Origin of the sequence: Parashewanella tropica (assembly GCF_004358445.1) — a bacterium.
In the GTDB taxonomy this organism is placed as follows: domain Bacteria; phylum Pseudomonadota; class Gammaproteobacteria; order Enterobacterales; family Shewanellaceae; genus Parashewanella; species Parashewanella tropica.
On record NZ_CP037951.1, the window covers coordinates 758,435 to 772,279 of the forward strand.

9 protein-coding genes are annotated in these 13,845 nt (G+C 40.2%); 7 read left to right on the forward strand and 2 right to left on the reverse strand.

The window, feature by feature from the left end:
* Positions 1 to 64 precede the first annotated feature (64 nt).
* On the reverse strand, positions 65 to 2,080 hold the full coding sequence (locus tag E2H97_RS03175; RefSeq protein WP_133405788.1) for an EAL domain-containing protein: 2,016 nt from the start codon (positions 2,078 to 2,080) through the stop codon (positions 65 to 67).
* Positions 2,081 to 2,256: 176 nt separating this feature from the next.
* On the opposite strand from E2H97_RS03175, the gene pnp reads away from it, so the two are divergent.
* From pnp to nlpI, 3 genes are all read left to right on the forward strand, one after another.
* Positions 2,257 to 4,362, forward strand: coding sequence for a polyribonucleotide nucleotidyltransferase (pnp, locus tag E2H97_RS03180; protein ID WP_133405789.1), 2,106 nt, complete (start codon positions 2,257 to 2,259; stop codon positions 4,360 to 4,362).
* Between the two features lie 321 nt (positions 4,363 to 4,683).
* Positions 4,684 to 5,265: a TetR/AcrR family transcriptional regulator gene (locus E2H97_RS03185; RefSeq protein ID WP_133405790.1), complete on the forward strand. Its 582-nt coding sequence runs from the start codon at positions 4,684 to 4,686 to the stop codon at positions 5,263 to 5,265.
* Positions 5,266 to 5,347: 82 nt separating this feature from the next.
* Positions 5,348 to 6,229 (forward strand): lipoprotein NlpI, encoded by an 882-nt coding sequence (gene nlpI / locus E2H97_RS03190; RefSeq protein ID WP_133405791.1) that lies wholly within the window; start codon positions 5,348 to 5,350, stop codon positions 6,227 to 6,229.
* Positions 6,230 to 6,261: 32 nt separating this feature from the next.
* Here nlpI and E2H97_RS03195 read toward each other — a convergent pair whose 3' ends face one another.
* Entirely contained in the window at positions 6,262 to 6,909 is a 648-nt protein-coding gene (locus tag E2H97_RS03195; RefSeq protein ID WP_133405792.1) for a TetR/AcrR family transcriptional regulator, read from the reverse strand.
* Positions 6,910 to 7,278: 369 nt separating this feature from the next.
* Here E2H97_RS03195 and E2H97_RS03200 point away from each other — a divergent pair, with 369 nt between their 5' ends.
* The 4 genes from E2H97_RS03200 to E2H97_RS03215 all read left to right on the forward strand — a co-directional run bounded on the left by E2H97_RS03200 (position 7,279) and on the right by E2H97_RS03215 (position 13,739).
* The gene (locus tag E2H97_RS03200) at positions 7,279 to 9,786 is read left to right on the forward strand and encodes a hypothetical protein (RefSeq protein WP_170308238.1); all 2,508 of its coding nucleotides are present in this window, start codon (positions 7,279 to 7,281) and stop codon (positions 9,784 to 9,786) included.
* Between the two features lie 104 nt (positions 9,787 to 9,890).
* Positions 9,891 to 11,474: a peptide chain release factor 3 gene (gene prfC / locus E2H97_RS03205; protein WP_133405794.1), complete on the forward strand. Its 1,584-nt coding sequence runs from the start codon at positions 9,891 to 9,893 to the stop codon at positions 11,472 to 11,474.
* A gap of 57 nt (positions 11,475 to 11,531) precedes the next feature.
* Entirely contained in the window at positions 11,532 to 12,311 is a 780-nt protein-coding gene (locus E2H97_RS03210; RefSeq protein WP_133405795.1) for a TatD family hydrolase, read from the forward strand.
* 165 nt (positions 12,312 to 12,476) lie between these two features.
* Positions 12,477 to 13,739, forward strand: coding sequence for a NupC/NupG family nucleoside CNT transporter (locus tag E2H97_RS03215; RefSeq protein WP_133405796.1), 1,263 nt, complete (start codon positions 12,477 to 12,479; stop codon positions 13,737 to 13,739).
* Positions 13,740 to 13,845: the final 106 nt, after the last annotated feature.

Below are 13,845 nucleotides of genomic sequence, written 5' to 3' on the forward strand. Positions count from 1 at the left end.
CATGAGGATGTTAAAACGTCAAGATGTTTAGATGTCTAAATTGTGGGGTTGAACTTAATATGCGTTACTCGATCTCTAAAACCGTTTGCTGGGGCTCAAGATATTGTTTTTCAAATTCTTCTTGTGGAAGTGGACGACTAAATAAATAGCCTTGCCCTAAAGCGCAGCCATGTGCTTTTAGCCATTTTAGCTGCTTGGCTTCGTCAATACCTTCAGCGACAATTTCTAAACTCATTTGTTGCCCGAGCATGACGATGGTAGATGCAATCGCATCGTTTTCAGGTAGCCCTTCAACAAAAGCGCGATCAATTTTTAAAGTGTTAATAGGTAATACTTTTAGGTATGAGAGCGACGAATAACCTGTTCCAAAATCATCAATGGAGACTTTAAAACCAGATTTTCTAAGCTGCTCTATCACAGCGATGGCTAATTGAATATCATGAATAAATGAGCTTTCTGTAATTTCAATTTCTATTAGAGATGGATCAAGATGAAAACTGCTGACACAGGTTTTAAGTTGATCTACAAATTTTGGATCGATGAAGTGTTTAGCGGCGATATTGATAGCAATAGAAGGCACTTGATTAAATTCGTCACACCATTTTCTTAGTGTTTCACAGGTTTTGGTGATCACCCATTTACCTAAAGTCACGATCAACCCTGTCTCTTCTGCCACCGGAATGAAATCGCCCGGAGAGACAATTTTATCACCTTGATGCCAGCGGATTAAGGCTTCTGCGCCTTTCATTTTTCCCGTAGCTAATTCTATTTTTGGTTGGAAAAATAAGGATAGATTGTCATTACGAATCGCATTATAAAGATTGGCTTCAATACGAAGATGAGCGATGGCTTTTTCGGTCATTTTTTTATTGAAAAATGCCCAATTACCTAAGCCTTGCTTTTTGGCACTATACATAGCCATTTCAGCATGGCGGATCAAATCATCTGAGTTGTGGCCATCATCAGGATAGAGAGCGATCCCCACAGAGGCATTGGGATGAAGTTTATGCTCATTTAAAAACAGCGGCTTTTTGATTTCCTTAATTAAATTTTGTGCAAATTCTCCTGCTTGCGGAAGCGTCTGTGGCTCATTGGCTATGATCGCAAATTCATCACCACCAAGGCGCGCGACGGTGCCTTTTTCGCCTACAACTCGCTTTAATACGCGGGCGATACGCATTAAGTATCGATCGCCGAGTTGGTGCCCCAACGAATCATTAATGTTTTTAAAGCGATCTAAGTCAATATAAAACAGAGCAAAGCTACGTTTTTGTTGACTGGAACGCTGAATGCTCAGGTTAATGGTTTCAAGTAACAACACACGATTGGGCAAGCTGGTTAGTGGATCTTTCGTTGCCATTTTTCGTAGCTTGAGTTGTGTCATATCAAACTGAATCAATATCTGATTGAACTTAGTCACTACTCTGGATAATTCGTTATTGTTGTGAAAAGGAATACGCGGTAATAAATTATCTTTAGGGGTATCTGGAGTGATTTTATCTATGGCTTGACTCAAAATGAGCATTGGCTTGGTTAAAAAGAAATGAAATACACCAGTGAGTAATACCGTAAGCACAAGCGTACCGATTAAAGAAAAGATAAAGGTGCGGGTAAAATGTTTTTGAAGAGTATGGCTGATCTTTTTAAGATCATAGTGAAGATTAAGCCTCGCAAATGGTTGTGAGTTGTCTCGGTAAAGCAATCGAGTGTTATGTTGCTGATTTTGAAATAGCCACCGACCGAAATCATGCCAAATTCCATTTTCTGCATCGAGCGGCTTATTGGCTGAAAGTATGCGTCCCGTTTCTCTGAGTTCGATACTGACGCTTTGGATCCAAGGCAGATCAAAACTTTGCTTTAATAACTGCTGCGCTAAGAGAGTATTGTCGGTTAGGGAAGAAGCTTTGGCGCTTTGCTCCAAACTATGAATCAGGGTTTCCCCTTGCTGTTTGAGATGTCGTTTTTCAGTATGAACCACTGAAATAAATTCGATAAAAAGCAGTGCCACGGCAAAACAAAATACCGTTATAGACACTAAAAAAGTTTGCTTTAATGTGAGAGAACTAAAGCGTAATTTCATCCCTGAATTCAACCCTCTATGATTTTTTAAAGCTAACAAGGTCCATTTGTCAGCACATTTATACATGAAATATTTGTGATAATGGTGTTTGTGAAGTATAGACGCTTTATCTAATGACGGTTGTTAACGTATAATGCTGAGCGAAATTTAAGATAATTAATTAAGGAATTGGTCAAGTGAATCCAATTGTAAAGAGTTTTGAATACGGTCAACACACCGTAACTCTAGAAACCGGAGTGATTGCACGTCAAGCTGACGCTGCTGTGTTGGCAAGCATGGGCGACACCACTGTTTTAGTTACTGTAGTAGGCAAGAAAGACGCAGACCCAGGTCGTGACTTCTTCCCTCTGACAGTTAACTATCAAGAAAAAGCATACGCAGCAGGTAAGATCCCTGGTGGTTTCTTCAAGCGTGAAGGTCGTCCATCTGAAGACGAAACTCTGATTGCACGTTTGATTGACCGTCCGATCCGTCCACTATTCCCTAATGGCTTCAAAAACGAAGTTCAAGTGATCATCACTGTTGTTTCTGTTGATCCTAACATTGAGCCAGACATCATTTCGATGATTGGTACTTCAGCAGCATTAGCGATTTCTGGTATTCCGTTTAATGGTCCACTAGGTGCGGCGCGTGTTGGTTACACGGGTAGCGAATACATCCTAAACCCTAATGTAGATCAAATGCCAGAAAGCCAGCTAGACCTAGTTGTTGCGGGTACTCAGTCTGCGGTATTGATGGTTGAATCTGAAGCACAGGCGCTTCCAGAAGAAATCATGCTAGGCGCAGTCGTTTATGGTCACGATCAACAACAAGTTGTTGTGAATGCGATTGAAGAGTTCAAAGCTGAAGCGGGTAAACCTGCTTGGGGTTGGACTGCAGAAGAAAAAGACCAAGAGCTTGTTGCTAAAATCAAAGATTTAGCTGAAGAAGGTATGGGCGCCGCTTACCAAGTGGTTGATAAGCAAGAGCGTCGTGACGCTGTAGCGGCAGTTAAGTCTGCGGCTGTTGAAAAACTAGTTGCTGAAAACGAAGACATTGATGTGTCTGAAGTTGAAGGTCTATTAGGTAGCCTAGAGAAGAACGTTGTTCGTGGTCGCATCATCCGTGGTGAGCCTCGTATCGATGGTCGTGAGCCAGATATGGTTCGTGCGCTCAACGTTCAAGCGGGCGTACTTCCACGTACTCACGGTTCTGCAATCTTCACTCGCGGTGAAACTCAGGCTTTAGTTGCTGCAACTTTAGGTACTGAACGTGATGCACAAAAGATCGATGGCATCATGGGTGAGCGTACTAGCCGCTTTATGTTGCACTACAACTTCCCTCCATACTCTGTAGGTGAAACGGGTATGGTTGGTTCGCCTAAGCGTCGTGAAATTGGTCACGGTAAGTTAGCATGGCGTGGTATCAATGCGGTTATGCCAACAGAAGCTGAATTCCCATACGCAGTACGTGTGGTGTCTGAAATCACCGAATCTAACGGTTCAAGCTCTATGGCTTCTGTTTGTGGTACTTCTCTAGCATTGATGGATGCAGGTGTACCAATCAAGGCATCTGTTGCGGGTATCGCAATGGGCCTTGTTAAAGAAGGCGATGACTTCGTAGTACTTTCTGACATTCTAGGTGACGAAGATCACCTTGGTGATATGGACTTTAAAGTAGCAGGTACACGTGACGGTATTACTGCACTGCAAATGGACATCAAGATTGAAGGTATCACTAAAGAAATCATGGATATTGCTCTGCAACAAGCAATGGGCGCTCGTATCCACATTCTGAACGTGATGGACAGTGCAATCGGTTCTCACCGTGAAGATATCTCTGATCACGCGCCTCGTATCACTAGCATCAAGATCAACCCTGAGAAGATCCGTGATGTTATCGGTAAAGGTGGTGCAACGATCCGTGCTCTTACTGAAGAGACTGGCACTACGATTGAGCTTGATGATGACGGTACTGTGCGTATTGCTTCTTCTGATGGTGACTCTACTCGTGAAGCAATCCGCCGTATCGAAGAGTTAACCTCTGAAGTTGAAGTAGGTCGTATCTACAAAGGTAAGATCAATCGTATCGTTGACTTCGGTGCGTTCGTAAACATCCTTCCTGGTAAAGATGGTCTAGTACACATTTCACAAATCAGTGAAGAGCGTGTTGCTAACGTATCTGATCACCTAGCAGTAGGTCAGGAAGTGGACGTGAAAGTGATGGAAGTGGATCGTCAAGGTCGTGTGCGTCTATCTATTAAAGAAGCGAAAGCGAAAGAAGAAGCACCAGCAGCTGAATAATCTATTTTAGATAGTAAATCTAAGGGAGCTTTTTAGCTCCCTTTTTTTATATTATTTAAGCTTGCCCCTTGCTCTGAAAGCCCTTATCTATTGCTGAGGGATAGCTATTGAATGCAGATTGGTATGATAAATAGGCAAGTGAGATTTGTATTACTGGTAGAAGGTTAATCGTTTTCCTTTTTTGTGAGAGAATTACAATTCCACGCTATTTATATTATGTTTTCATTCTGAAAATATAATATGATTGCAAGTGTAGAGTATATTTACTCTAGAAGTTAAGTTTGACAGATCAACACGACTAATATCGATATAGAGGTGATAATGGCTAGACCCAGTATGGTGGAGCAAAGACGAACGGAAATTCTTGATGCACTAGAGGAATGCATTCTTAAGCAAGGACTTCAAGATACGTCTTTAGAGAACATTGCAGAAACCGCTGGAGTAAAGCGCACCATTTTACGTCACTATATTGGTAATCGAGATCAAATCATTGCAGCCTTGAGTGAACGCTGGCGCAATATCTATTCAGCTCAATGGAAAGAAGTTATTTCATACCTTCCTGAAACACATACTGTGGATGCATTGTTGGCAATGCTCTTCGATATTGGCTCAGAGCAAGATAATAGAGATAACATCATCAGTGATGAATTATTTACAGAGGCCAAAAGGCTTGAATCGGTTAAACGAGATCAAGAGCAAAACATGGCTGATTTTGTGACTCATTGCAGTCAAGTTTTAGCAAATGAATACCCTAAAGCAAATACGAACGATATTGAACTCGTTTGCTATGGAATTTATTCCAATTATTTAACATCAAAGTCAATGCTTTTATTGAACCTTAAAGAGGCCAATGAGAAGCTAGCTCAAAGCTCAAAACGACTTTGTGGCACCTTATCACTTTAAAGCCATTAAATTCTTGATAGCTGTTTGGAGCTGGGATTGATATGATTAACCAGTTTCCATATTTTTCAAGGGCTTGATCTTAATGATTGTAAATTGGCGCATTCTTAAAGTTGCAGTGGTCGTTTCTTTGCTTTCAGGTTGTGCATCTACCACTTCAACCACCCACTATCCTACCCGTTTATTAGTTGAGCCAGTTACTCCACTATATCAAGATGAGCTAAACCTCCTAAAAAGTTCTGACATCCTTGCTCGTGCTAAGTTGACAGATAAACAACGTGCTCGCTTTATGTATGAACGGGGAGTGATTTATGATCGTATTGGATTACCCTTGTCAGCTCGATATGACTTTAGGCAAGCCTTAAATTTAAACCCTAGACTGGCAGATGCTTATAATTTTCTTGGTATCTATTCGACTCTAGAAGGGGACTTTGATAGTGCTTATGATGCCTTCGATTCTGTATTAGAGTTAGCTCCTAAATACGAATATGCTTATTTAAATCGTGGTATAGCTTTGTATTACGCAGGGCGGTTCGACCTTGCTATTAAAGATTTTACTGAGTTTTATGAGCACTCGCCAAAAGATGCGTATCGTGCTATCTGGCTATATTTAGCACAACGTAAGCTCAACCCTAATCAAGCAAAAGTATCTTTAGATAAGTACGTTAAAATGCTTCCAGAGGGCGAGTGGCCGACCTTTATAGCTCAATACTTTCAAGGAAAAATGACTGCAGATGAACTCATTAATCGTGCCAGTCAAGATATTGAGTCTGAAGATCAGCAACGAGAATACACAAAACATTTATGCGAAGCCTATTTTTATATTGCTCAGCAAGCGCTAATGCAGGGGAATAAAGAGGCAGCTGCTCAGCTATTTAGATTGACGCTTGCAACTAATGTTTACGACTATGTTGAATATCGTGTTGCGGGGCTGGAGCTTGATAGATTAGAAGGTGAATCTGAGTAGATTCACCTTTGCATTTATCTTCAAATTTAAGGTTACTCGTCAGTCGGAGTACTCAATGAGTGATAGCGAGATTCAATTTGAGAAAACATTGCTGCTGAGTTTTCGGTTGCATAAGGTTTCATTATCAAGATGATGCGAGAAACACCATCAAATAACTCAGATGGTTTGATTTCTTTGTGATTCGACTGTACTTGCTTATGACCAATCCACGAGCCAATTAAAATTCTTATTGTATCTGCGAGGCGTTCAACATCTGTTGATGGTATGTCTAAAATTTGGTGATTCACCATTTGTTGCAAAATTTGGGTAATAGATTGAGTCGTGTTTTTTTGTAGCTTTAGATATCGCTGTTTTAAAACATCATCTTTTAACAGAATATCGTGTAGGTTTATGTAGAAAAAGCGGAACTTCCAAAGTCCTTCGAAAACGGCGTCTAAATAAGCCATCATTGAGCCAGCGTAAAACTCATTTTCTTCAGAAGGTCTGATATTTTCGTTAATGTGATTTTCAAATAAGCTGAAAATTTCTTGAATAATATCTTGCTTATTTGCGAAGTGATAATACAAATTACCCGGGCTGATCCCCATATGAGCGGCAATATGATTAGTGGTAATGGTGCGTTCTCCGTGCTCATTAAACAGCTCTAAACTGGTATGTATAACCATATCTCTTGTTTTCATTTTTTACCCCTAACACTTTATTGTTTTTTATATTGTTATTGCTCGTTTGATCACAAGAGTTTCATATTATAATCGAGCAAGAAACCTAACTATTGTTATATTGTAACGCTAATGTTGTATAAAAATTCATTAGACCAGTTTCATTTGGCATTTAGGTGTAGTTAATTTCGGTTTTTATCGCGCAGAGCTCACTTAAGCTAGAACATCATTTTGCTGATTCTTTTTTGGAATAACTTATTCCTTTTGCCTCTTGCTCATTAATTGAACTTTATAGAATTGCATTATTCAAATTGCACTAAACCGTGAAGAAAAGTGAGAATGCCTTGATATTCAGTTGGCTTGAAACTTTAAACGTTGTTGGAGGTTTATATGTGTGCTGCAGCTGTTGAAGCTAACGTTGGCGTGGTTAACCAGTTTGCTAGCCCGAATACTGAGGCCACTAAGTTACAAGTTGTTCTGTATTCTCCTTCCATACACGGTGATCTAACTCGCTATCGCCAAACACATAGTTTTACAGACTTAAAGCAGCAATATAAGCAAGACATAGAACGCTTAAGAGCCTTAGACAAAGAGTTTCATTGCCCAAGGTTCGAAATAGCTCAAGAAACATTTTGGTCACATCTTTTTGTGAAAAGTGACGATTATAAAGTCACATACATGACAGCTAAAGAATTCAGAGAGATTGCTTTTGCTGGTTTTACTGATGACTTCCGTCGCGCGATTGAGATCCTTGAGGGAAATACTCTGTCCCTACATCAAAGGAAGCGATTATTTGACAATTTAATCCATTCCATCGAGCTCTGTATGCCAGGGATTCAAGAAACTGTAAATAATATCCATGAAGCTTTAGATGTGGAAAGTAACTTTAACGTACAAGCATTGAAACTCTATAAGCGTGAAGTTATGAAAGCGGTTGCAAGGCAGCATTTAATAGGGTTCACGGATAGTGATTCTAAAGAGGCGTTATCAAAAAATCAGGTGCATATTGAAGATGGGCTGGTTAACCATTTTGCTGATCAGTTTGGTGTCCCTAAATATACTAACAGTGCGACCCAGTTTGGTTTTAAAGAAAAGTTTTTAAAAGGCTATAAAGCTAAAGTTGAAGCCGCTTTACATCCAATTTTATTGACTCAGTATGTGTTTAAGCAACTTTCATCTGAGCTCAGCAAAGCGTTGTCAGAATATCAGGCGTTAAGAGCTGAATGGGTATGTTTATCCGAGTTATCGTTATCTACACAGGAAAAGCTAAAAGAAGAATTATCAAAAGTTGGTGATGATGAACTAAACAGGCAATTAACAGGTAACTTTTGTCATGAAGCCGTGAGTTCCTTAGAAGTTTTAAGCAAGCGATTGACTCTATTAGAAGTACAAAACAGAGACGCTGTATTACTTAGCTTAACTGAAATAGTGCGTAGTGACGAACATTGGATTGAAGCGATACATATTCCACTTGATTATTTTCAAGAAGCAACTTTTGCAGAGTCTAAAGTGGCTAAGCTTCATTCCTTACAAAAAGAGTTATTCAAGCAAATTTGTGGCCCGTTACAACGTATAGCTGGAGATGAAGAGATTTGTACTGAAGCTGATCTCATGGATGCAAATACGTTAGTGAGCATTTCAGTTAAAGAAATTAAGTTAAACCTTCAGGCTATAGCGGCAAAAGCGCTCGAAAAAACAAGAACTGTATGTGAGATCAAATTAAGCCGAAAGCCCGAAAAGGTTTTGAAATATACCCCAGAGGGAAGTTTTTTTTGGATGGTCGAAGACTATGAGACTAGAGCCGTTACTATGGCTGACGTACAAGGCTTACATTTAGATAGCTTGCCGGATGAAGCGGTAAATCATCTTTTTGAATTAACAGTAGGAACGGTTGAATCGTTTGATGAACTGTTAAGTTTTTTAGCTTTGAACCAAGGTGTTAAACAGCCAAATCGATTGCAAGTAGTCGTTGTTGCTCAAAAACTGGATTGGTTAATTGATAAGAAGCCATTTTTAAGATCTCAAATTGCAGCGTCGTTGCAAATACCTCCGGCACAGCATAGCTTGAGCCAACAGTTTTGCGCTCAATTTTTTAACTATTTGACACCAGAGGAGCAGAAGGAAACAACACTGATCGTTAAATTAAAAAGCAACACTTTTTTATCAGACTCAGAAGTCGAGCAGGTGATACATAGATGGAATGAATTTGAATTACTGCAGCACCTTCAGCACATTAATCAAAGTACATTTAACCGCTTTATTGTGCACGTAATTGAGACTGATAATATAGAGGTATTTGAGAAGTTGAAGGCTAATGAATTTTTATTTTCTGAGTTTGTAAAAACAGGAATAAAACAAAGTCAACTGGCAACTCAAATGAAATTCAGGTCGAATTTACTGAGTTTTTGTTTTGAAAAAAGTGCAGTACAGATCACTATATTTTTATTTAATAGCGGTGATTTTTCGGCGGTAGCTTCTTATGGTGATACGCTTGCATCTCCTCTGTTTTTGGCTATCCATTTGCACAATGCACCCTTAGTCCTTTTAGTATTAAATCAGCAAAGTGCTAAAGCTAATTTACGTAACGCTAAAAAGGAAGTTCCTCTTCATTATGCACTTAGATTGTACAGAAATACGAGTAAATCATCAGATTTAAAGCTTGTTATTTCTGGTCTAATTAGCCATATAAAAACCGATCTATTTATGTTGAATGGCAAGCGTCAACAGTGTTTGGAACTATTGAATGTTTATGAGGAATTTCGAGGCTTAGTCAAAGATACCGTCAACAAACGTTTGGAAGAGACAGTCGAAGATTTTGAAGATGAGGGTATGAGCGGAGATGTTGAAGACGATGATTTCAGCAGTTATGTAAAAATTAGTCTGAGTGCATGTGCATAGATGCAGTAGAAAACAAAATTTAGAGCTCTTGATTGTTTCATTGGCTAATTTCAGGGAAAATGTGCGCAAAATGATTTTTCAAATTGCTAAAGAAGAAACAATTCATGTCGATGTCAGTGCCAGAGCAAGTCTCGAAGCGTCGCACCTTTGCGATCATCTCTCACCCAGATGCGGGTAAAACAACTATTACTGAAAAAGTGCTTTTGTTCGGACAAGCACTGCAAAAAGCGGGAACCGTTAAAGGTAAAAAGTCTGGTCAGCATGCTAAATCAGACTGGATGGAAATGGAGAAAGACCGTGGTATTTCGATTACAACATCGGTCATGCAATTTCCTTATGCTGATGCTTTAGTAAACCTGCTTGATACTCCTGGTCACGAAGACTTCTCTGAAGATACTTATCGTACATTAACAGCGGTAGATTCTTGCTTAATGGTGATTGATTCGGCAAAAGGTGTAGAGGAACGTACCATTAAGTTAATGGAAGTGACACGTTTGCGTGATACGCCAATTGTGACTTTCATGAACAAGCTTGATCGTGATATTCGTGATCCAATTGAATTGATGGATGAAGTTGAAGAGGTTTTGAAAATTTCTTGCTCACCAATCACTTGGCCTATTGGTTGTGGTAAAGAGTTTAAAGGTGTTTATCACATTCTTCGCGATGAAACTGTACTCTATCAAACGGGTATGGGTCATACCATTCAAGACTCTGTAGTGATCAAAGGGCTAGATAACCCTGAGCTTGATGAAGCGATTGGCTCATATGCGGATGATTTACGCGATGAATTAGAACTGGTTGTAGGTGCTTGCCCTGAGTTTGATCATGATGCTTTCTTAAAAGGTGAAATGACGCCTGTCTATTTTGGTACCGCATTAGGTAACTTTGGTGTTGACCATATTCTTGACGGTATCGTTGAGTGGGCACCTATTCCGCAACCTCGTGAGACCGAAGAAAGAAACGTAGAACCAAACGAAGAAAAGTTCTCTGGTTTTGTGTTTAAAATTCAAGCCAACATGGATCCGAAACACCGTGATCGTGTCGCCTTCATGCGTATTTGCTCTGGTGAGTACAAACAAGGTATGAAAATGCGTCATGTGCGCCTTGGTAAAGATATTAATGTCAGTGATGCTCTGACCTTTATGGCTGGGGATCGTGAGCGTGCTGAAACTGCTTACCCTGGTGATATTATTGGTCTTCATAACCACGGCACCATTAAGATTGGTGATACTTTCACTCAAGGTGAAATGATGCGCTTTACAGGTGTACCAAACTTTGCGCCAGAGCTGTTCCGTCGCATTCGTTTACGTGATCCACTTAAGCAAAAGCAATTGCTAAAAGGGCTGGTACAGCTTTCTGAAGAAGGGGCAGTACAGGTATTTCGTCCATTAGATACCAATGACTTAATTGTAGGTGCAGTTGGTGTGCTACAGTTTGAAGTCGTTGTAGGACGCTTAAAGACTGAATACAACGTTGAAGCAATATATGAGTCAGTAAGCGTAGCGACGGCTCGTTGGGTTTATTGTGATGACGAGCGTAAGCTAGAAGATTTCCGTCGTAAATGCAGTACTAACCTTGCCCTTGATGGCGGTGATAATCTGACTTACATTGCACCAACCATGGTAAATTTAAGCTTGAGTATGGAGCGTTATCCAGACATCAAGTTTGCTAAAACCCGTGAACATTAATCAATGTCATACTAAAGAGGTCGCAATAGCGACCTTTTTTGTGAAAGGAAGAAAGTCATGTTAATTGACAGTCACGCGCATTTAGATTTTGATGTTTTTGATGATGATCGCGTAGAGCTTTTTGCCAAGATGAAAGCGCAAAGGATTCGCGGTGCCTTACTTCCCGGTATTTCTCCATTGCATTGGAAAAAGCAACTGCAAGTGAGCACTGAATTTGGCTGCCCGTTTGGTCTAGGGATACATCCTTGGTTTATCGGTGAAGATGTTAGTTATGATATTGAGTTGCTGATAGAGGAGTGTAAGCGACATCTAGATAACCCAAACTTTGTCGCAATTGGTGAGACAGGACTTGATAAAATAAGAAAACGAAACTGGTCGCAACAATTAGATTGTTTTGAAAGGCAGATTCAACTTTCAATTGAGCTTGAAAAGCCTTTGATCATCCATGCCGTAAAAGCTCACAATGAAGTCATTGAGCGATTACAACGCTATCGACCAAGATCAGCGGGAGTGATCCACGGTTTTTATGGCTCTCCTCAAGTGGCTGAGCACTATATTAATTTAGGTTTTAAGCTCGGCATTGGTGGCTTATTACTTAACGAAGATGCAAACAAACTTCACCAAATTGTTAAGGTATTTCCTCTAGAAAACTTTTTAATTGAAACAGATTCCCCGTCGATGTTGCCGAAAAACAGTGATGAAGTTCGAAATTCTCCGCTTTTACTTACAGAAATCGTTTCTAAATTAAGCAAACTGTCAGCTAAACCTTCTATCCTAGTTTCAGAACAATTAGTGATAAATTTTTCTCATGTTTTTGAGTCTAAAAGAGATAAATAAAAACACTATAGGTTAAAGGCTGTTAACGCCGTGTTATTTTCACTCTGTTAGATTTCAAAAGTATGATCCACACAACGCTTTTTATTTGTTGCTTAGGTATAATCCCCCTCGAAATGGGTTGGTTAACAACAAAATAATAAACGTTAACATTTAGGGTGATGGTTCATGGATATTCTAATGAGTCTTGTAGGTATCGCTGTCCTTATGGGGATCGCATTCCTACTTTCAAACAATAAGAAAGCAATTAACTTTCGTACCGTTGGTGGTGCGTTAGCGATTCAAGCGGCTTTCGGTGGTTTTGTTCTATACGTACCAGTAGGTAAAGATATTCTTAAAGCAGTTTCAGATGGCGTTTCTAGCGTTATCGGTTACTCAAAAGATGGTATCGGTTTCCTATTTGGTGATTTAGCACATTTTAAAGTTGGTTTTATCTTCGCAATCAACGTATTGCCAGTTATTATCTTCTTCTCTTCTTTAATCGCTGTTCTATATTATTTAGGCATCATGCAGTGGGTTATCCGCATCATTGGTGGTGGTCTACAAAAGGCACTAGGTACTTCACGTACTGAGTCTATGTCAGCAACTGCGAACATCTTCGTAGGTCAAACTGAAGCACCACTTATCGTGCGTCCGTTTATTGCCTCTATGTCTCAGTCAGAGCTATTCGCTATCATGGTTGGTGGTCTAGCTTCTATCGCAGGTTCTGTATTAGCAGGTTATGCGCAAATGGGTGTACCGATTGAGTACCTAGTTGCAGCATCGTTCATGGCAGCACCAGGTGGTCTATTAATGGCTAAGCTGATGCACCCTGAAACTGACGAAGTTAAAGATGATATGGAAGATCTTCCAGAAGATCCTGACAAGCCAGCTAACGTACTAGACGCTGCTGCTTCAGGTGCTTCATCTGGTATGCACTTAGCACTTAACGTAGGTGCAATGCTTATCGCATTCGTTGGTCTAATTGCAATGATGAACGGTATCCTTGGTGGTATCGGTGGTTGGTTCGGCTTCCCACAACTTAGTCTAGAAATGATCCTAGGTTATGTGTTTATGCCACTAGCATTCCTAATCGGTGTACCATGGAACGAAGCATTTGTTGCTGGTTCATTCATCGGTCAAAAAGTAATTGTGAACGAGTTCGTAGCATACTTGAACTTCGCTCCATACATGTTAGACCCAGCGGCTGAAGGCTTCAAAGCTGTAGCACAAACTGGTCTACCAATGACTGACCGTACTAAAGCGATTATCTCTTTCGCTCTATGTGGATTCGCTAACCTTTCTTCTATTGCGATTCTTCTAGGTGGTCTAGGTGCTATGGCGCCAAGCCGTCGTCACGACCTTGCTCGTCTAGGTCTGCGTGCGGTAGTTGCAGGTTCTCTAGCTAACCTGATGAGTGCAACACTTGCAGGTCTATTCTTAGCACTGTAATGCACTTCTTGCGGCAACCTCTGGTTGCCGCTTTCTCTCCCAAATAAGTTAACTAACCGTATTTCAAATTGGCTGTGTTGAGTTCAAGGAAGACATAGCTATTTCT

Coding starts and splice junctions, on each gene's coding strand:
- E2H97_RS03175 (WP_133405788.1), bottom strand. CDS start 2,080: ATGAAATTACGCTTTAGTTCTCTCACATTAAAGCAAACTTTTTTAGTG.
- E2H97_RS03185 (WP_133405790.1), top strand. CDS start 4,684: ATGGCTAGACCCAGTATGGTGGAGCAAAGACGAACGGAAATTCTTGAT.
- nlpI (WP_133405791.1), top strand. CDS start 5,348: ATGATTGTAAATTGGCGCATTCTTAAAGTTGCAGTGGTCGTTTCTTTG.
- E2H97_RS03195 (WP_133405792.1), bottom strand. CDS start 6,909: ATGAAAACAAGAGATATGGTTATACATACCAGTTTAGAGCTGTTTAAT.
- E2H97_RS03200 (WP_170308238.1), top strand. CDS start 7,279: ATGTGTGCTGCAGCTGTTGAAGCTAACGTTGGCGTGGTTAACCAGTTT.
- prfC (WP_133405794.1), top strand. CDS start 9,891: ATGTCGATGTCAGTGCCAGAGCAAGTCTCGAAGCGTCGCACCTTTGCG.
- E2H97_RS03210 (WP_133405795.1), top strand. CDS start 11,532: ATGTTAATTGACAGTCACGCGCATTTAGATTTTGATGTTTTTGATGAT.
- E2H97_RS03215 (WP_133405796.1), top strand. CDS start 12,477: ATGGATATTCTAATGAGTCTTGTAGGTATCGCTGTCCTTATGGGGATC.